This is a genomic window from Streptomyces flavovariabilis, assembly GCF_000725785.1.
GTDB lineage: Bacteria > Actinomycetota > Actinomycetes > Streptomycetales > Streptomycetaceae > Streptomyces > Streptomyces hawaiiensis.
Window position 1 is genome coordinate 109,280 of sequence record NZ_JNXD01000010.1, and the last position, 18,459, is coordinate 127,738.

Here is an 18,459-nt window from a genome sequence, read left to right on the forward strand (position 1 = left end):
GCCTGCTTACCGGTCCGCAACCAGAGGTTGAGCGATTTGTAACCGGGACGTGAGGTGGCCCGCAGGGGTTCCGACCAGGTCCTCAGGCGGACTTGACGAGTCTGAGGTAGCGGTTCCAGTCCCAGTGCCGGCCCGGATCGGTGTGGTCGCTGCCCGGTACCTCGTGGTGGCCGATGATGTGCGCGCGATTCCTCGGGATGCCGTACCTCGCGCAGATCGCCGCGGTGAGGCGGGCCGACCGCTCGTACATGGCGTCGGTGAAGTACCCGGGCCGGTCCACCCAGCCTTCGTGCTCGATGCCGATGCTGCGGGTGTTGTAGTCCCAGTTCCCCGCGTGCCAGGCGATGTCGGACTCGCGCACGCACTGCGCGACATGCCCGTCGGAGGAGCGCACCACGTAGTGCGCGGACACCTTCCTGCTCGGGTTCCGGAAGACGGAGACGGTGCCGGAGTAGGTCGTCTGCGCCACGTGGATGATCACGTAGTGCAGCGGGTGGGCGCGCGGGCGGTTGGACGGTGTGTAGTTGCTGCGGCTCGCCGGATGCCATGCCGCTCCGGGGTGATCGACGGCCCGGGGCCGGGCGTCGGCCCGGGTGGCGAAGAGCAGGGCGGACGGGACGGCGGTGAGGGCGGCGCCGGCCAGGATGCCGCGCCTGCTGGGGAAGGGAGTGGTCCGTTCCATGGGTGTGTGCCTTCCGGACTCGACAGGAGGGTGGCTCTTGCTCAACTGCGGGAACTGCGGCCGTTGCGGTCGTGGCCCGCGGTGATCAAGTTACGGCGCCTGCCGACCCGCCAGGAGGATGCGGCGCGATGCGGTGGACGGGCCTGCGGATGTGGACAACTCCCTCACCCAGTCGGATGGTTCGGAAGGGAGGAGACTCGCAGGTGACCGTCTGCGACGGCCGTTTCAGGCCTGCCGGGCGACGGCCGCCGGATCGTCCAGCACCGCCCGGACCACCGAGTGCGCGGCCCCCAGCAGCGGGCCCTGAGGGCCCAGCCGTGACACGGACACGGGGCACACCGGACCTGCCGTACGCCGCGCCAGTTCGTCCCGCAGCGAGGGCAGCAGCCAGGGCGCCAGTCCGGACAGTTCCCCGCCCAGCACCACGCTCTCCGGGTCGAGCAGGTTGACCGCCCCGGTCAGGGCCACACCGAGCGCCGTCCCCGCGTCGCGCAGAGCACGGCGTACGCCCTCGTCGCCCTCGGCGGCGCGCCCCGCGAGCAGCCCGACGCGGTCCTCGCCGGGTTCCAGACCGGCCGCGCGCAGCACGGCCTCCTCGCCGGCGTACTGCTCCAGGCAGCCCCGGCCACCGCAGGCGCACTCCGGCCCGTCCGGCTGGACCGGCACGTGCCCCAACTCGCCCGCGAAACCGCGGGTTCCGCGCAGCAGCCCGCCGTCCACCACGACCGCGGCACCGATTCCGATCTCCGCCGAGACGTGCAGGAAGTCGCGGGGTGTGCCGTCACCCAGCCAGAGTTCGGCGAGGGCGCCGAAGTTGGCCTCGTTGTCCACCGTCAGCGGAAGGTCCGCCGGCAGCAGTGTGCCGAGGTCCGTGTCGTGCCATCCGAGGTTCGGCGCGCGCACGACCGTCCGGGCGTCGCGTGCCACCAGGCCGGGCACGGCCACGGCGAGTCCGGCCGGCCACAGGCCCTCGCTCTCCGCCTCGGCGACGACCTGCCGGATCAGCTCGGTGAGTTCCGCGAGCACGGGCTGAGGGGAGCGGTCGCGGTTCGCTCCCTGGCGTATCGCCCGCGACCGGGTCGTGCCGCGCAGGTCGACGGCGCAGACCGCGAGATGGTCGACGCCGATCTCCGCTCCGATGCCGGCCGGGCCGCGTCCGCTGACGGCGAGCGCGGAGCCGGGCCGGCCCACCCGTCCGGGCCGCTCGGGCCCCAGCTCCTCGAGGAGCCCCGAGCGGATGAGTTCGTCGACGAGTGTCGAGACCGCCGCCCGGGTCAGGCCGATCCGTGAGGCGACGGCGGCCCGGGACAGCGGCCCCTCGGCGCGGACGGTGTGCAGGACGCGGGCGAGGTTGCGGCGGCGCATGCCCTGCTGGGTGTCGGGCAGGGCGCGCCCCGGCCCCGCGGGACGGGCCTCGTGCAGCGGTGCGGTCATGCCTGACGCCAGTCCTCAGTGGGAGTCGGTGGGCCGCTCCAGCAGCGGAGCCGCGTCGGAGAGTACCCCGGCGATCCTGGCCAGCGTCTCCTCGTCCCGCTCGACGGCGTCGAGCACCGGCCCGGCTGCCGTGTCCCAGCGGCGCGCGACCGCCGCCGGGTCCTCCCCGGTCAGCAGCCCGGCCGCCTGCGCGGCAGCACCGAGCGCGACCAGCTCCCTGGCCTCCGGCACCTGCACGGGACGCCCCGACAGCCGCCGCACGGTCTGCTGCCAGGCGGTGCCCCGGGCGCCGCCGCCGATCAGCAGCAAGGGTTCCGAGGGGTCCGCGTCCTCGTCGAGGACCAGGTCGAGCGCCCCGAGCAGGGAGTGCACGGCACCGTCGTAGGCGGCCTGGAGCAGCTGGCCGGCGGTCGTGTCGTGGCGCAGGCCGTGCAGCAGGCCGGAGGCGTTCGGCAGGTTCGGGGTGCGTTCGCCGTCCAGGTAGGGCAGCAGCGTCACGGCCGTGCCGGGCTCCACGGCCTCGCGGTCCAGACCCAGCAGCGCCGCGACACGGTCGACGGCGAGCGTGCAGTTCAGGGTGCAGGTCAGCGGCAGCCAGTCACCGCGGGCGTCGGCGAAACCCGCCACCGTGCCGCTCGGGTCGGCGGGGCGCCGCTGCGAGACGGCGTACACCGTGCCCGAGGTGCCGAGGCTCATCACCGGCACGCCCGGCCGCACCCCGAGGCCCAGCGCGGCGGCGGCGTTGTCACCCGTGCCGGCCGCGACCAGGGTGCCCCGGGAGAACGGCAGGTCATGGCCGTCACGCACCGTGCCCGCCACCTCGCCGGGCCGGACCACGCGGGGCAGCAGGGCCGGGTCGAGCCCGACGTGCGCCAGGATCTCCTCGTCGTACGCCTCCGTCCCGGACGCCCACCAGCCCGTCCCGGAGACGTCGCCGCGGTCGGTCGTGCCCTGCCCGGTGAGCCGCTCGGTGAGGTAGTCGTGCGGGAGACGCACGGCCTTCGTGGCGCGCACCGCCTCCGGCTCGTGCTCGGCCAGCCACGCCCACTTGGTGACCGTGAACGAGGCGGCGGGCACGCTTCCGGTGCGGTCCGCCCAGAACTTCGCGCCGCCCAGCTCCTCCGTCAGCCGGCGGGCCTGCGGCGCCGAGCGCACGTCGTTCCACAGCAGGGCGGGCCGCACCGGCTCGCCCCGGCCGTCCAGGGTGACGAGGCCGTGCTGCTGCCCGCCCACCGACACGGCGGCGGCCTCGTGCGCCGCGTCACCGCACTGGCGCAGAGCCTCGCACAGCGCGTCCCACCACTGGCGCGGGTCGGTCTCGCGCCCGGCCCCCGAGGAGACCGTGTGCGGCGCCTGGCCGCTCGCGACCACCCGGCCGGTGGACGCGTCGACGACCAGCGCCTTGGTGGACTGGGTGGACGAGTCCACACCGACGACGAGCGGACCCTCGGCTGCTGACATCGGGCTTCTCCCTACTGCGCGCGGCACGTGTCTCCGTTCGGAGGCACCTGGTCTCTTCCCAGAGAGGTGCTCGCATACTAATTTGTAAATCGGCATGACGAAATAGCCTCAGCGAGCAAGGAGCCGCGGCATGAGCTACCAGCCCACCCCCGAGGACAGGTTCACGTTCGGCCTGTGGACCGTCGGCTGGCAGGGACGGGATCCCTTCGGCGACGCCACGCGGCGTGCCCTCGACCCCGTCGAGACGGTGCAGCGCCTGGCAGAGCTGGGCGCCCACGGCGTGACCTTCCACGACGACGACCTGATCCCGTTCGGCTCGAGCGACACCGAGCGCGAGGCGCACATCAAGCGCTTCCGGCAGGCACTGGACGCCACGGGCATGAAGGTCCCGATGGCCACCACCAACCTCTTCACGCACCCGGTCTTCAAGGACGGCGCGTTCACCGCCAACGACCGCGACGTGCGCCGCTACGCCCTGCGCAAGACCATCCGCAACATCGACCTCGCCGTCGAGCTCGGCGCCCAGGTGTACGTGGCCTGGGGCGGCCGTGAAGGTGCCGAGTCCGGCGCCGCCAAGGACGTCCGCGCGGCCCTGGACCGGATGAAGGAGGCCTTCGACCTGCTCGGCGAGTACGTCACCTCCCAGGGCTACGACCTCCGCTTCGCGATCGAGCCCAAGCCGAACGAGCCGCGCGGCGACATCCTGCTGCCGACCGTCGGCCACGCCCTGGCGTTCATCGAGCGCCTGGAGCGTCCGGAGCTGTACGGCGTCAATCCCGAGGTCGGCCACGAGCAGATGGCCGGGCTGAACTTCCCGCACGGGATCGCGCAGGCGCTGTGGGCGGACAAGCTGTTCCACATCGACCTCAACGGCCAGTCCGGCATCAAGTACGACCAGGACCTGCGCTTCGGCGCCGGCGACCTGCGTGCCGCGTTCTGGCTGGTCGACCTGCTGGAGTCGGCCGGCTACACCGGTCCGCGGCACTTCGACTTCAAGCCGCCGCGGACCGAGGACCTCGACGGGGTGTGGGCCTCGGCGGCCGGCTGCATGCGCAACTACCTCGTCCTCAAGGACCGCGCCGCCGCCTTCCGCGCCGACCCGGAGGTCCAGGAGGCCCTGCGCGCGGCCCGTCTCGAGGAGCTGGCCCAGCCCACCGCCGCGGACGGCCTGCAGGCCCTGCTCGCCGACCGGTCGGCGTTCGAGGCGTTCGATGTGGAGGCGGCTGCCGCGCGCGGCATGGCCTTCGAGCACCTGGACCAGCTGGCGATGGACCACCTGCTGGGCGCACGCGGCTGAGCCCACGCGCGCGTGCGGGCCCGCCGGCCGGTGGTCACCACGGCCGGGCGGCGAGCCCGTCATGCCGCGGAATCGTGCGATCCACGCCATGAGTCCGCATCAGCTTCCGTGCGCCCCTACCGGCTTGAGCGGTGCCGGCGACTCTGGCGGGTATGGCCATGCCGCCCGTACCGCCGCACCCGCCCGGGCCTCCCCGCCGCCAGAATCCGCTGCTCGTCCTGCTCACCGTGCTCGTGGCCGTCGCAGCCGTGTCTCTCGTGGTGCTGATGGCCTCGGGACGGGACGACTCACCGGACGGGGAGCCGGGGGGCGAGAGCGCGAGCCGCACTCCCGCTCCCTCCTTCGGCCTCCCCAGCACGCTGCCCACGAGGCTGCCCAGCGAGCTGCCGACGCGGCTGCCGTCGGGATTCCCCACTCAACTGCCGAGCGGACTGCCCAGCGATCTCCCGAGCGGCCTCGAATCCCTCGTCCCGTCCCTGGACCCCGGCGAGCTGCTGCCCTGAGCCCGGCCGTCTTCCCACCCTGCGCAGGGCCGGGCTCCCACCATCCGGCACGGCGGTCGAAGTGGCCCTGCCGCCGGACCTCACAAGGAGTTCCCTTCCCCAGGAGCGAGTTCGGCCGAAGCCGGTGCCGTCGCCGAGGCCAGGGCCGTCGCCGGGTCCTGGGCGGCGCCTCCCGCGGGCTGCCAGCGGCCGCGTTCCTTGCGGTAGGGCCACCAGCGGCCGTCCCGGCCGAGACGCAGCTGGACGGGCGTGCCGGCGACCGTCCAGCGATTGCCCCGCGCCCTCAGCTCCGGCCGTTCGCCGGTGTCCCAGGCCGACTCCAGGGCGGCACGCGCGCGTGCGAGCGTTTCGCCCTCCGCACGCCACTCCTCGTCGAGGACGGACAGCGCGGCCGCGCCGCCGTGACGCCAGGCGCGCACGGCCGTGGCCAGCCCCTCCCGGCCGCGTCCCGACCCCTCGGCGAGCCGGTCGGCCACCTCCCGGCCGGGGTCACCGGCGGCCAGCCGCACCGCGTCCTGCGCCGGCGTCGCGCGCAAGTCGCCCTGGAGCGCTCCCCTGAGCAGGCCGTGAGCCCGTACGGCGGTCTGCGCGGCCAGGAACGACAGTGCGGCCGGGTCGATGCCGGGGGCCGGCGGTGCCTCGGTCTCCAGGGACGGCGGACGACCGGGTCCGCCGGGGAGCCCGGGCAGATCCGGGAGCGGCGGCAGGATGTCACCGGCGGCGTACGCCTCGGCCGCGTCCACGCCCTCCGGCTCGGCGGAGTCCGTGGTGGACGCGCCGCTGCGCGCCTGCAGGTCCTCCAGCAGGGTGGTCTCGTCGCGCCCGCGCATCAGCAGCAGCACGAACGGGTCCTGGTCCAGCAGCCGCGCCACCTGGTAACACAGCGCCGCCGTGTGCCCGCAGTGGTCCCAGGCCCCGCAGTCGCACTCCGGCTCCAGGTCGCCCAGGCCGGGGAGCAGCTCGACGCCCGAGTCCGCCGCGTCCTCGACCAGGTGCGGCGGCATCTCCCGGTCCAGCAGCGCCGCCACGTGACCGGCCCGCTCCGCGGTCATGTCCAGGAAGCGGTCCCACTGCCCGGGCGAGAGCTCCTCCAGCAGGACGTCCGCCCGGTGCGCCGTACGGTCGCGGTCCTGGACGACGGCTGTCAGCCGCCCCGGGCGCACCGACACCGCGCCGACCGCACCCGCGCGGGCGAGCCGGCGGCCCGTCTTGAGCTGTGCCGAGTCCAGCGCCGTGCCCTCCAGGGCCTTCAGCCAGGCCTGGCCCCACCAGGTCTGCGCGAAGCCCCGCCCGTGCGCGGGCGGCAGCGCGGCGAAGGTGCGTTCCATGTCGTCCTCGTGCCGAGTCATCACAGGCCCCCTCGCAGTCCGACCAGATCCGCCAGTTCCGCGTCCGTCAGTTCCGTGAGCGCGGCCTCGCCGGCGCCCAGGACCGCGTCCGCCAGCTCCCGCTTGCGCATCAGCAGTTCGGCGATGCGGTCCTCGATCGTTCCCTCCGCGATGATCCGGTGCACCTGCACGGGCCGGGTCTGGCCGATGCGGTACGCGCGGTCGGTCGCCTGCGCCTCGACGGCCGGGTTCCACCAGCGGTCGTAGTGCACGACATGCTCGGCCCGGGTGAGGTTCAGTCCGGTGCCCGCCGCCTTCAACGACAACAGGAACACCGGCACTTCGCCGTCCTGGAAACGCCGCACCATGGCCTCGCGCCCGGCGACGGACGTCCCTCCGTGGAGGAACTGCGAGAGCGTGCCGCGGGCGGCGAGGTGCCGTTCGAGGAGGCGGGCCATCTGCACGTACTGGGTGAACACCAGCACCCCCGCCCGCTCGGCGAGGATCGTGTCGAGCAGCTCGTCCAGCAGCTCCAGCTTGCCGGAGCGCCCGGAGATCACCGGCCGCTCCTCCTTGAGGTACTGCGCCGGATGGTTGCAGATCTGCTTGAGGCCGGTGAGCAGCTTCACGATCAGGCCCCGCCGGGCCATGCTGCCGGCGCCGGAGATCTCCGCGAGCGCCTCGCGCACCACTGCTTCGTACAGCGCCGCCTGCTCCTCGGTGAGCGACACGGCGTGATCGGTCTCCGTCTTCGGGGGAAGCTCGGGCGCGATCCCCGGGTCCGACTTGCGGCGGCGCAGCAGGAACGGCCGTACGAGCCGGGCGAGCCGGTCGGCCGCGGCCGGGTCCTGACCGCCCTCGACGGCTTCCGCGTACCGCCTGCGGAAGGTACCGAGCCGGCCCAGCAGCCCCGGAGTCGTCCAGTCGAGGATCGCCCACAGCTCCGACAGGTTGTTCTCCACCGGGGTGCCGGTGAGCGCCACACGCGCGCGTGCGCCGATGGAACGCAGCTCCCGCGCGGTCGAGGAGTGCGGATTCTTCACGTGCTGGGCCTCGTCCGCCACGAGCATGCCCCACGGCACCCCGGCGAGCCGGGGCGCGTCCAGGCGCATCGTGCCGTACGTGGTGAGCACGAACTCCCCGTCGGCCAGGCCGTCCAGGTCGCGCCGCGCGCCGTGGAAGCGCCGCACCGGTGTGCCGGGCGCGAACCGTTCGATCTCCCGCTGCCAGTTGCCCATCAGGGACGTCGGGCAGACCACCAGGGTCGGTCCGGCGGATTCGGCGTCGGACTGCCGGTGCAGGTGGAGAGCGATCAGCGTGATCGTCTTGCCGAGCCCCATGTCGTCGGCGAGACAGCAGCCCAGACCCAGTGACGTCATACCGGCGAGCCAGTTCAGGCCCCGCCGCTGGTAGTCCCGCAGGGTGGCGGCGAGGCCGGCCGGCTGCTCCACGGGCCGCTGCGCCTCGGGGTCCTCGAGCCGCTCCCGCAGGGCTGCCAGCCATCCGGTGGGCCGCACCTCGACCCGGCGGCCGTCCACCTCCGCCCAGCCCGTCAGGGCCGCGCCCAGGGCGTCCACCGGCGTCACCTTGCGGTCCTGCCGGGAGCGGGCCAGGCGCGCCTCCTGAGGGTCGATCAGGACCCACTGGTCGCGCAGCCGCACCACCGGGCGCTTCGCCTCGGCGAGACGGTCCAGCTCCGCACGGTCCAGCCGCCTGTCACCCAGGGCGAACGACCACGTGAAGGCGAGCAGTGCGTCGGCGGACAGGAACGACGGCACGGCCGCTGAGGCATGGCCGGCCTCCGGACCGCCCTCGGAAGGCCCTACCTCCGCGTGCGTGCGGAGCCCACGGGAGAGGCCCTTCGGCCAGTGCACGTCGACCCCGGCCGCGCTCAGCGCGACGGCGCCCGCCCCGAGAAGCTCGGTGACCTCTTCGTCGGCGAGTACGGCCGCGTCCGGCACGGCCGCCGCCAGCAGGGGCGTGAGCGGGGCCCAGGCCCGGGCCGCACGGCGCAGGGCGAGCAGCGCGTCCATCCGGGCGCGGGGACCGAAGGTCTCGCCCCTGGTGCCGGCCCAGACGTCCGCGGCGTCCGCGACGAGCGCCGGATCGCTGACGCTGTGCACCTGCAGCACGGCCCGGAACGTCACGTCCGAATCGTCGTCCGCCGCGTCCGTCAGGCCGTCCGCCTCGATCCGCAGGGACAGCCGCACGCCCGCGTCGTGCCCCGCGGCGACCTCGGCGGCCCAGGCGCGCTGCTCGGGCAGCCGCACCGGCTCCGGCGAAGCGTAGGCGGGGCCGCCCGTCACCAGCGGCGCGGCGGGGGAGCGGGGCAGGGTGTCGGCGACCGCGTCGAGGAAGGCGCGCAGGAGCTGCTCCGGGTCGGGCAGCCGCAGCGGCGCGGTGCCTGCCAGGGGCACGGCGTGCGCCTCGGGCGGCATCGCGGCGGCGAGGCGGCGCAGGGCCTCGGTGTCCTGGGCGCGCAGCGGGCCCGTGCGCCAGGCGTCGTGGTCGCCCGGGGACAGCCCTGGCAGCAGCAGTCCCCGGGCCACGAGGTGCAGGGCGTGCAGGGCCGCCGCACCCCAGAAGACGGTGGACCGGTGCCCCTGCCCGCCGGCACGCGCACGCGCGAGGACCGGCAGGGCCGTGTGCACCGGCACCAGGACGGCGGGCACGCTCGCTTCCTCGACCCCGCCGTCACGGGGCACGACGACGGTCAGGTCCGCGACGGATGCCGACGCCACCGCCGGAGGGGCGGCGCCGTCAGGCCGCCAGAAGGCGACACTCCCGGTGCGCGCGGGGTCGCCGGGCAGGAACACGGAGCGGCAGAGGGCCAGTTCGGAGAGGTCGGAGGAGGATGCCGGGAGAGTCGGATGCTCGGGTATGGCGGATTCCTCAAATTTGACTAGTGGGAGCGGAGTCGCCGAGAGTACAGCACTTCTGGCGCACATGGGTATGGCTGGGCTGTGAGCTGGGTCACCATAGAGGTCTCAGGGGTGCTTCGGGATCGCACCTCGGGGATGTCTCAGGGTCGCGGTCAGGAACCGCCGTGAACGCGGGTCCGTTTTCGAGACAGAGAGCGGCAGTGGCCGCGAAGGAGGCGACAGTCATGTCGAAGAACGCCAAGATCGCCGCGGGCGGTGTGGCAGTCGGGCTCATCCTGCTGATCTGGCTGCCCTGGTGGGCATCGCTCCTGATCATCCTGGGAGTCCCGGCCGCCGCGTACCTCACGCTGGACCCGTCGCAGCGGCGCAGGCTGCGCCGTGCCACCCGCAAGGAGATCGGCCGCTGAGGCGCTGAAGGCCGGCTCCGCCCGGCCCACACCGCAGCGGCCCGGCCGAACCGGCTCAGCCCGGCCGAACCGGCTCAGCCCGGCCGAACCGGCTCAGCCCGGCCGAACCGGCTCAGCCCGGCAGAACGGGCTCAGTTCGGCCGTACGGCCATCTTGTCCAGCGCCTCGAGGAGATTCGGCAGCTCCGGCCCCCGGCCCACCGGCAGGACCTCGCCGGGTTCCTCGTCGAGCAGCACGAAGGCGATGTCGTCGGTCCTGGCGACGAGCGACCAGCCGGGGCCGTCGGCCCGCAGGGTCCGGGCGTCACCCGGCGCGAAGGACGACCGGACCCGGCCCAGCGGCGGCGGCGAGTCGACATAGGTCCGGGCCTCCGCGAGGACGCGCCGGATGCCGCTGTGGCCACCCTTCTGTCCGTTCTCCCCGCGTCCGTCCGGAGCGCCGGCCGCCCCGCCCTCCTCCTCCGGTGTTCCCGAGGGCGCAGGCGTCGGGAACACCGCGTCGTCGACCTGTTCCCGCCACGTCGCCCACTGCAGCGCGATCTCGTCCGCGCCCAGTCGCCGCTGGGCCGGGCCCCACACGGTGGTGTCCGGCGGAGCCAGCGGGGGCCGGTCGTCGGCCTCCGGGCCCGGATCGTGCGGAGCGGGCACCCCGGGGGCCGCGACGGCGACCGCGAGGGGCCAGCCGGGCAGGGCCGCGACGACCGTGCGCTCGTCGGGCGACAGCTCGTACTCCATGCCGCAGTCCCAGGACGCGATCGCGACGGCCACCAGGGAGACGTCGTCGATGGCGACCGTCCACCGGGCGCCCTCGCCGTCCTGGCCGAGCACCAGCCCGTACCCGTCGGCGAGCGGCGCGAGACCGAGCGCCGCGCATGCCTCGGGGTAGTCGTCGCCCAGCACGCTCGGGAACTTCGCCGGCGTCAGCAGCACCGCCGTGAGCACATAGAGCGCATCGTCCGCGGCGGCGACGGCTTCCTCGTCCGTCCCGGCCATCCCAGCCTCCCCATCGGTTCGTCCACCGGCGCGCACCCTAATGCGCCCGCAAGCCCCTTGTCACGGCCCCGCATGCGCACGCGGAGCTGCAGTTATCCGGCGGACGGGGCGAATCGGCCGTCGTGCGGTGCCCATCACGCCGCCGGCAGCCCCAGCAAGTCGCGGGCCACGGTCTCCGGCGACTCGCCGCGCTCCCGGGCGAGCGCGATCACGGCCCGGCAGGCAAGCTCGTTCACGCCGAACGACAGCGCCTCCGGCGAGACCCAGCCGGCCGCCTCGTCGGCCCGCTCCCGGTCGTCCTCCGCGCATGCCGTGACATAGGTCGCCGCGGCCTCGAAAAGATTGTGCGGACGCTTGTCCTCACCGGCCTTCGGCTCCGTGCGCAAGGCATGAGCGACCCTTCCCCCGGCCTTGCGGAACCTGTCCCACATGCTGACCACCTGCCCCCTGTGCGCCTGCGCTGCCTGGTCGATCATCTCTTGGTCACCAACGTAGAGTTGGAGAAGCTGCGGCAGAAGGGGGACAGCATAGTGAAGCGCTTCTCACGGCTCGAACAGATCCGGCGGATGGACCCGTACCAGGAGGCTACGGAGATCTACCGGCTCAGCGTGGCGTACGAGTTCCCCTGGGACTTCGCACGCGCCCTGGAGCTGGCCCTGTACCGGACCTACGCCGTCCCGAGCATCGGCCGGCTGCTCGCGCGGACGGCGGAGCTCACGGACCGGACGCAAAAGCGCTACGACGACACCTCGCTGCTCCTGGACACCATCGTCGAGCACGGCTTCGGCAGCGACCGGGGCAGGACCGCGATCCGCCGCATCAATCAGATGCACCGCAGCTACGACATCAGCGACGACGACATGCGCTACGTGCTCTGCACATTCGTCGTGATGCCCAAACGGTGGATCGACGCCTACGGCTGGCGCCGGATGTCACGCCACGAGATCGTCGCCGGTGTCGTCCACTACCGCACACTGGGCCGGCACATGGGCATCAAGGACATCCCCGAGACCTACGAGGAGTTCGAGACCTGCCTCGACTCCTACGAGGCCGCCCACTTCGCCTGGGACGAGGACGCCCGGCGCGTCTCGGACGCCACCCTCGGCCTGATGGCCTCCTGGTACCCCGGCCCGCTCGCACCCCTGCTGCGCACCACGACCCTCGCACTGCTCGACGACTCGCTGCTGCGCGCCTTCCGCTACACCCCGCCGCGTGCCGCCACGCGCGCGTGGGTGCGTCGCGCGGTCCGGCTCCGGGGCCGTGCCGTCCGCCTGCTGCCGCCTCGGCGCGCCCCGCACTTCGCCCGCCAGAACCGGGAGATCAAGGGCTACCCGTACGGCTACCGCATCGCCGACCTGGGCACACGCCCGGTCCCGGGCGTCCGGGGCTGCCCCGTGAGGCACGCGGCTCCCGACGCAGAGGCCGGGTGACGCGGCGCCTCAGTTCTCGCGCACGGCGAGGGCCAGGAAACGCGAGGCCTCGTCGACGTACGACGTCAGGAGCCATCCCGAACCGGCCAGCAACGGACGGAGGTTGGGCTCGGCGCGCAGGTCGTCCGGGGTGAGCGGCCGGCCGTGGCGTGCCGCGAGCGCCGCCCTGCCGATCGGATGGAACAGCGCCAGCACCCCACCGGGGCGCACCACACGCGCCAGCTCCCGCAGGTTCTCGGCGGGGCTCTCGAGGTGCGAGATGAGGCCCGCCCCGAACACGGCGTCCAGCGACCGCGGGCGCAGGGGCAGCGCGGCGACGTCCGTGAGCAGCAGCTGCCCGTCACGGTCCCGTCCGGCCCGTACGGCCTCCCGCAGCATGGCGGGTGTCAGGTCGGCTCCGAGGACCACCCCCGAGGCCCCCACGGCGGCTCGCAGCGGCGGCAGGGCGCGTCCGGTGCCGCACCCCGCGTCGAGCACCCGGTCGCCCGCCCGCAGTCCGATCTCCGCTACCGCGGCCGCGTACGCCGGACCGTCGTCGGGGAACCGGCTGTCCCAGTCGGCGGCGCGGGAGGTGAAGAACTCCTGGACACGCGTCTGCTCGTCGCTCATGTACCGCATGATTCCTCACCGGCGCGGATGACGCCTCACCGGCACGGGGACGCCTCAGTGCACACGTTCGAGCGTGACCCGATCGTTCCGGTACCTCCTTGGGTCATATTCCAACACCTTTCGAAATGCGCCCCCTTCGCGCGCCTCTGCCGGGTCTAGCGTCCCGGGGCCATGGGACACCTGGACCACGCAGCCCTGGGGTGGCTGACCCCCGCACTGTCGTACGTGATGGCCTGCATAGGTGCCGCGCTCGGTCTGCGCTGCACCGTCCGCGCGCTCGCCACCACCGGGCGCTCGCGCCGCAACTGGCTCGTCACCGCCGCCTCGGCGATCGGCACCGGCATCTGGACCATGCACTTCGTGGCCATGCTCGGTTTCGGCGTCACCGGCACCGACATCCGCTACGACGTGCCGCTCACTCTGCTGAGCCTGCTCGTCGCCATGCTCGTCGTCTGCGCCGGCGTCTTCGCCGTCGGCTACAGCAGGGACCGCGGCCGGGCCCTGCTCGTCGGCGGGCTGACCACCGGCCTCGGCGTCGCGAGCATGCACTACCTCGGCATGGCGGCCGTCCGGCTGCACGGCGACGTGACCTACGACCCGCTGCTCGTCGGGCTCTCCGTCCTGATCGCCGTCGTCGCCGCGACGGCGGCCCTGTGGGCGGCCCTCAACATCAAGTCGCCCGTGGCGGTCACCATCGCCTCCCTGATCATGGGCGCGGCCGTCAGCAGCATGCACTACACCGGGATGTTCGCGGTGGGCGTGCGCGTCACGCCCTCCGGGGAGGCCCTCCCCGGGGCCACGGCGATGCAGTTCATCTTCCCCCTCGCCGTCGGCCTCGGCTCCTACCTCTTCCTGACCTCGGCCTTCGTCGCGCTGTCGCCGACGGCGGGAGAGCGTGCGGCGTCCGCGTCGGCCCAGCGGCCGGTACGGAGCGTCGCTCCTTGGCCGCGCGGGTGACCACTGACGGCGGCTGACGGCCCGGGGCGCGGGGCGCGGGATCACGGACAGCTCACCTGGCGGTCGGGAAGGCCGGCGGTCAGGAAGGCCGGTCCAGCGGCCCGGGTGGCGCCACCAGCGGCTTGAACGGCCCGCCCTCACCCGGCCCGTCCGCGTCGCGCCCGACGGTGTGCTCAACGCCCCACGGCGCTCTGAGCCCTACGGCGCGCTCGGACGGCAGCGCGCCGCCCCAGCCGGAACGCCGGCCCGCACGCCCCCGACCCACTCCCGAGCGAGGAGTCCATGCGAACACCCCGTAGGACCGCACCAGCCGGCGCCGAGCCGCCGCCCCAGCCCGTGCGCGGTCGCCGAGCGCATGCCGGACCACCGGCCGACGAGAGCCCCGGCACGCCCTCGGAGGCCGCACCGGACGTGGCGCCCACCCGCGCGGAGCGCTGGCACATACGCCCCCGCACCGTGCGCGCCAAGATCGTCTGCCTGCTGATGGTGCCGGTCGTCTCCCTCCTGGCCCTGTGGGCCTACGCCACCGTCACCACCGCCCAGGACATCTCCCGGCTGCGGCAGGTCCAGCGCGTCGACGCCACGGTCCGCGCCCCCGTCTCCGCCGCCGTCACCGCCCTCCAGGCCGAACGTGCGGCCGCCGTACGCCACGCCACCGACCCGTCCAGCGTCCGCACCGGCGAACTGGACGAGCTCGCCCGGCGTACCGACCGGGCCGTCGCGAAACTGCGGCTCGGCAAGGGCACCACCGTCGCCGACAGCGGGGAACTGCCGGCCGGAGTCGCCCAGCGGCTGAAGGCGTTCGTCTCCGGGGCCGAGCAACTGCGGCCGCTGCGCACCGCGGTGCAGGACCGGCGCGCGGGCTGGGCCGAGACGTACGACCGCTACACCCGGACCATCTCGGCCGCCTTCGGCGTCGGCGGCGCACTCACCGGTATCCGGGACGCCGACCTCGGCTCCGACGCGCGCGTGCTGCTCGAATTCGCCCGCGCGGGCGAGGCACTGGCCCAGGAGGACGCGGTGCTGGCGAGCGCCCGCCTGGACGGCACCCTGACCGGGGAGCGGCTCCGGCTCTTCACCGGCGCCGTCGACCTGCGCCGCACCCTCACCGAGTCGGCCGTCGCCGACCTCAGCGGCCCCGAGCGCTCCGCCTGGGACGCCCTCGCCGACAGCAGCGCCTACACCGGCCTGGGCGACGCCGAGGACGGGGTCCTCGCCGGCGGGCCGGGCACCGAGGCGGTGGACGCGGCACCCGAGAGCACCTGGAACACGGCCCACGCGCGCGTGCAGAACGGCATGCGCATCATCGAGGACGACGCGGCACGGGGGGTCGCGGAGCGGGCCGACCCGTTCACCCGAGGGCTGCTCACCCCCGCCGGCGCCGCCGTCCTGCTCGGCCTCGCCGCTGTCGCCGCCTCGCTCGTCATCTCCGTGCGTATCGGGCGCGGCCTCGTGGTCGAACTGGTCAGCCTGCGCAACAGCGCCCTGGAGATCGCCCGGCGCAAACTCCCCGACGCCATGCGGAAACTGCGCGCGGGCGAGGAGATCGACATCCGCGCCGAGGCCCCGCCGGGAGCCTCCGCGGAGGACGAGACCGGGCAGGTCGCCGAGGCCCTCACCACCGTGCACCGCGCCGCGCTGCGGGCCGCCGTGGAACGCGCCGAACTCGCCAGCGGCATCTCCGGCGTCTTCGTCAACCTCGCCCGCCGCAGCCAGATCCTCGTGCACCGGCAGCTCGCCCTCCTCGACAGCATGGAACGCCGCTCCGACGACCCGAACGAGCTGAGCGACCTCTTCCGCCTCGACCACCTCACCACCCGCATGCGGCGCCACGCGGAGAGCCTGATCATCCTCTCCGGAGCCGCCCCCGGCCGGGCCTGGCGCATGCCGGTCTCCCTGACGAACGTGGTCCGCGCGGCCGTCTCCGAAGTGGAGGACTACGCGCGCGTGGAGGTACGGCAACTCCCCGAGGCAGCCGTGGCCGGCGCGGCCGTCGCCGACCTCACGCACCTGCTGGCCGAGATCATCGAGAACGCCGCCCAGTTCTCCCCGCCCCACACACGCGTGCGCGTCACCGGCGAACCCGTCGGCAACGGCTACGCGGTCGAGGTCGAGGACCGCGGTCTCGGCATGGGCAAGGAGACCCTTGCCGAAGCCAACCGCCGCATCGCCCAGTCCGAGGCGCTCGACCTGTTCGACAGTGACCGGCTCGGCCTGTTCGTGGTCAGCAGGCTCGCCGCTCGGCACGACGTCAAGGTCCACCTGAGGACCTCCCCGTACGGCGGCACCACCGCGGTCGTCCTGCTGCCCACCGCCCTGCTCCACACAGGCGCGGCGGAACGATCCCCCGAGGCGGCGGAATCCGCGCGACAGCCCGAGGCACGCGCCTACGCGCGCGTGCCCGACGACACCCCCCTCCAGGACGCAGTCCCCGCCCAGACCGACCGGCGCGCCCTCGTGGCCCCCGTACCGGCCGCGGCACAGACCGAGTCCCCGCTTCACGCGGACATCCCGCTTCACGCGGACAACTCCCGGCACGCGGACGGTCCGCGTCACCCGTCGACCCCGAGCCAGACCCCACCCCCAGGAGTCGCCACCTTGCGACTGCACCGCCCGCCACAGCAGCCCGACGACTCCGACGACCTCCCGCGCCGCGTACGACAGGCCAGCCTGGCTCCCCAACTGCGCGACAGGCGCCCCGAGGAGCAGCCACCGGCACCCGGTTTCCGGGACGACGAGCGCACCCCCGAACTCGTACGGGACCGCATGGCGGACTACCGCGCCGGCTGGGCGCGCGGCGGCGGCAGGCAACCCGGCCGCGGCACCACGCCCGGCCCCGCGACGGGCAGCGACAGCAGCGAAGGAGACCCCGCATGATCCAGGACCCGAGCACCCAGTCCGCCCGGCGCTCCGGCGAACTCGACTGGCTGCTGGACGATCTGGTGCTCCGCGTGAGCGACATCCGGCACGCCGTGGTGCTGTCCAACGACGGCCTCGCCGTGGGTGCCTCCACCGGCCTGCGCCGCGAGGACGCCGAGCACCTCGCCGCGGTCGCCTCCGGTTTCCACAGCCTCGCCAAGGGCGCGGGACGGCACTTCGGCGCCGGCGGGGTCCGCCAGACCATGGTGGAGATGGACGAGGGCTTCCTGTTCGTGGCCGCCGCGGGCGACGGCTCCTGCCTCGCCCTCCTCACCGCCGTCACCGCCGACATCGGCCTCGTGGCCTACGAGATGGCACGCCTGGTCAAGCGCGTCGGCGAGCACCTCGGCACGGCGCCCCGCGTGACCGCGCGGCCCCCCGCCGCAGGATGAACCGGGAGAACGGTCCGCACAGATGACCGAGGACATGACGGGCGCCCCGCGCGAGCAGGGCAGCCAGTGGTACGACAACGAGGCCGGACCGCTCGTCCGCCCCTACGCCATGACGGGCGGACGCACCCGGCCCGGCCCCACGGGCGTTCGGTTCGACCTGATCGCCCTGGTCACGCTCGACCCGGGCGCACCCGCGCTGGACGACGCCCCGCTCGGCCCGGAACACCGCAACCTCCTCGACCTGTGCTGCCCGGAGACCCAGTCGGTCGCCGAACTCGCGGCCGGCGCGGACCTGCCCGTCGGCGTGGTGAGGGTCCTCCTCGGCGACCTTCTGGAACTCGGCTGTGTCACCGTCAGCCGCCCCGTCCCACCGGCGCAGCTCCCCGACGAACGCATTCTGCGCGAGGTGATCGAGGGCCTGAGAGCGCTGTAGCCCAACGCCCACCGCTCACGCACCGGCTGGACGCACACCACCCCGCACCGGCCGAATCCACACCACTCACGCACTCACGACACCCGGCACTCCTGAGAGAAGTGATCAATGGTCTCCGAGCACTCCGACGCCCAGGGCGGCGAGACCGCCGCCCTGGCGTTGAAGATTCTGGTCGCCGGCGGATTCGGCGTGGGCAAGACCACCCTGGTGGGCGCCGTCAGCGAGATCCGGCCGCTGCGCACCGAGGAACTCCTCAGCGAAGCAGGCCAGTCGGTGGACGACACCGACGGCGTGGCCCAGAAGACGACCACGACCGTCGCCATGGACTTCGGGCGCATCACCATCCGGTCCGGCCTCTCCCTGTACCTGTTCGGCACGCCGGGCCAGGACCGGTTCTGGTTCCTGTGGGACGAGTTGTCGCAAGGGGCGCTCGGTGCGGTCGTCCTCGCGGACACCCGTCGCCTGGAGGACTGCTTCCCCGCGGTCGACTACTTCGAGCACCGGCGCATCCCCTTCGTCGTGGCCGTCAACTGCTTCGCGGGCGCCCGGCAGCACAGGGCCCCGGACGTCTCGCGCGCCCTCGACCTCGACGAAGGCACCCCCGTGGTGCTGTGCGACGCCCGCGACCGCGACTCGGGAAAGGAGGTGCTGATCCGGCTCGTCGAGTACGCCGGGCGGATGCACACCGCCCGGCTGCTCGACTCGGTCGGCTGACCGGAGACCCCGGGGGGGG

17 protein-coding genes are annotated in these 18,459 nt (G+C 73.9%); 9 read left to right on the top strand and 8 right to left on the bottom strand.

The genetic code is table 11. The annotated features are described in order from the left end of the window. Nucleotides 1-82: 82 nt before the first annotated feature. The 3 genes from IO24_RS0118735 to xylB all read right to left on the bottom strand — a co-directional run bounded on the left by IO24_RS0118735 (nt 83) and on the right by xylB (nt 3,577). On the bottom strand, nt 83-682 hold the full coding sequence (locus IO24_RS0118735) for an N-acetylmuramoyl-L-alanine amidase (protein ID WP_031137147.1): 600 nt from the start codon (nt 680-682) through the stop codon (nt 83-85). 225 nt (nt 683-907) lie between these two features. Further along, a complete protein-coding gene (locus IO24_RS0118740; RefSeq protein WP_031137148.1) occupies nt 908-2,116 on the bottom strand; it encodes an ROK family transcriptional regulator in 1,209 nt (402 codons plus the stop codon). Between the two features lie 15 nt (nt 2,117-2,131). Continuing rightward, nucleotides 2,132-3,577, bottom strand: coding sequence for a xylulokinase (xylB, locus tag IO24_RS0118745; RefSeq protein WP_031137150.1), 1,446 nt, complete (start codon nt 3,575-3,577; stop codon nt 2,132-2,134). A gap of 130 nt (nt 3,578-3,707) precedes the next feature. Here xylB and xylA point away from each other — a divergent pair, with 130 nt between their 5' ends. Further along, nucleotides 3,708-4,874, top strand: a complete 1,167-nt coding sequence (gene xylA, locus IO24_RS0118750; RefSeq protein WP_031137152.1) for a xylose isomerase — start codon at nt 3,708-3,710, stop codon at nt 4,872-4,874. Between the two features lie 152 nt (nt 4,875-5,026). Then, nucleotides 5,027-5,377, top strand: a complete 351-nt coding sequence (locus IO24_RS0118755; protein WP_031137153.1) for a hypothetical protein — start codon at nt 5,027-5,029, stop codon at nt 5,375-5,377. 80 nt (nt 5,378-5,457) lie between these two features. Here IO24_RS0118755 and IO24_RS0118760 read toward each other — a convergent pair whose 3' ends face one another. After that, entirely contained in the window at nt 5,458-6,726 is a 1,269-nt protein-coding gene (locus IO24_RS0118760; RefSeq protein ID WP_031137155.1) for an SWIM zinc finger family protein, read from the bottom strand. Then, a complete protein-coding gene (locus IO24_RS0118765) occupies nt 6,726-9,653 on the bottom strand; it encodes a DEAD/DEAH box helicase (RefSeq protein ID WP_234335260.1) in 2,928 nt (975 codons plus the stop codon). The genes IO24_RS0118760 and IO24_RS0118765 overlap by 1 nt, the downstream gene beginning before the upstream one ends. 158 nt (nt 9,654-9,811) lie before the next feature. Here IO24_RS0118765 and IO24_RS0118770 point away from each other — a divergent pair, with 158 nt between their 5' ends. Continuing rightward, nucleotides 9,812-9,994 (top strand): hypothetical protein, encoded by a 183-nt coding sequence (locus IO24_RS0118770; protein WP_031137158.1) that lies wholly within the window; start codon nt 9,812-9,814, stop codon nt 9,992-9,994. Nucleotides 9,995-10,125: 131 nt separating this feature from the next. Here IO24_RS0118770 and IO24_RS0118775 read toward each other — a convergent pair whose 3' ends face one another. Together IO24_RS0118775 and IO24_RS0118780 are read right to left on the bottom strand one after the other, a co-directional pair. Further along, nucleotides 10,126-10,986 carry a hypothetical protein gene (locus IO24_RS0118775; RefSeq protein ID WP_031137160.1) on the bottom strand — a complete coding sequence of 287 codons (861 nt, stop codon included), beginning with the start codon at nt 10,984-10,986 and terminating at the stop codon, nt 10,126-10,128. A 134-nt stretch (nt 10,987-11,120) separates the two neighbouring features. Beyond that, nucleotides 11,121-11,417, bottom strand: a complete 297-nt coding sequence (locus tag IO24_RS0118780; protein ID WP_031137162.1) for a hypothetical protein — start codon at nt 11,415-11,417, stop codon at nt 11,121-11,123. Nucleotides 11,418-11,516: 99 nt separating this feature from the next. Between IO24_RS0118780 and IO24_RS0118785 the strand changes: the two genes are divergently transcribed. Then, entirely contained in the window at nt 11,517-12,416 is a 900-nt protein-coding gene (locus IO24_RS0118785) for an oxygenase MpaB family protein (protein WP_031137163.1), read from the top strand. 9 nt (nt 12,417-12,425) lie between these two features. Here the strand turns inward: IO24_RS0118785 and IO24_RS0118790 are convergent, their stop codons facing one another. Then, nucleotides 12,426-13,025: a class I SAM-dependent methyltransferase gene (locus tag IO24_RS0118790; RefSeq protein WP_031137165.1), complete on the bottom strand. Its 600-nt coding sequence runs from the start codon at nt 13,023-13,025 to the stop codon at nt 12,426-12,428. Nucleotides 13,026-13,196: 171 nt separating this feature from the next. On the opposite strand from IO24_RS0118790, the gene IO24_RS0118795 reads away from it, so the two are divergent. From IO24_RS0118795 to IO24_RS0118815, 5 genes are all read left to right on the top strand, one after another. Beyond that, the gene (locus IO24_RS0118795; protein ID WP_031137166.1) at nt 13,197-13,982 is read left to right on the top strand and encodes an MHYT domain-containing protein; all 786 of its coding nucleotides are present in this window, start codon (nt 13,197-13,199) and stop codon (nt 13,980-13,982) included. A 282-nt stretch (nt 13,983-14,264) separates the two neighbouring features. Beyond that, nucleotides 14,265-16,859: a sensor histidine kinase gene (locus tag IO24_RS0118800; protein ID WP_031137168.1), complete on the top strand. Its 2,595-nt coding sequence runs from the start codon at nt 14,265-14,267 to the stop codon at nt 16,857-16,859. Then, the gene (locus IO24_RS0118805) at nt 16,856-17,293 is read left to right on the top strand and encodes a roadblock/LC7 domain-containing protein (protein ID WP_031137169.1); all 438 of its coding nucleotides are present in this window, start codon (nt 16,856-16,858) and stop codon (nt 17,291-17,293) included. Before IO24_RS0118800 ends, IO24_RS0118805 begins: the two co-directional genes overlap by 4 nt. Before the next feature lie 22 nt (nt 17,294-17,315). Then, nucleotides 17,316-17,726 (top strand): DUF742 domain-containing protein, encoded by a 411-nt coding sequence (locus tag IO24_RS0118810; protein ID WP_031137171.1) that lies wholly within the window; start codon nt 17,316-17,318, stop codon nt 17,724-17,726. A gap of 108 nt (nt 17,727-17,834) precedes the next feature. Then, nucleotides 17,835-18,440: a GTP-binding protein gene (locus IO24_RS0118815; protein WP_031137172.1), complete on the top strand. Its 606-nt coding sequence runs from the start codon at nt 17,835-17,837 to the stop codon at nt 18,438-18,440. The last annotated feature ends 19 nt before the right edge of the window (nt 18,441-18,459 follow it).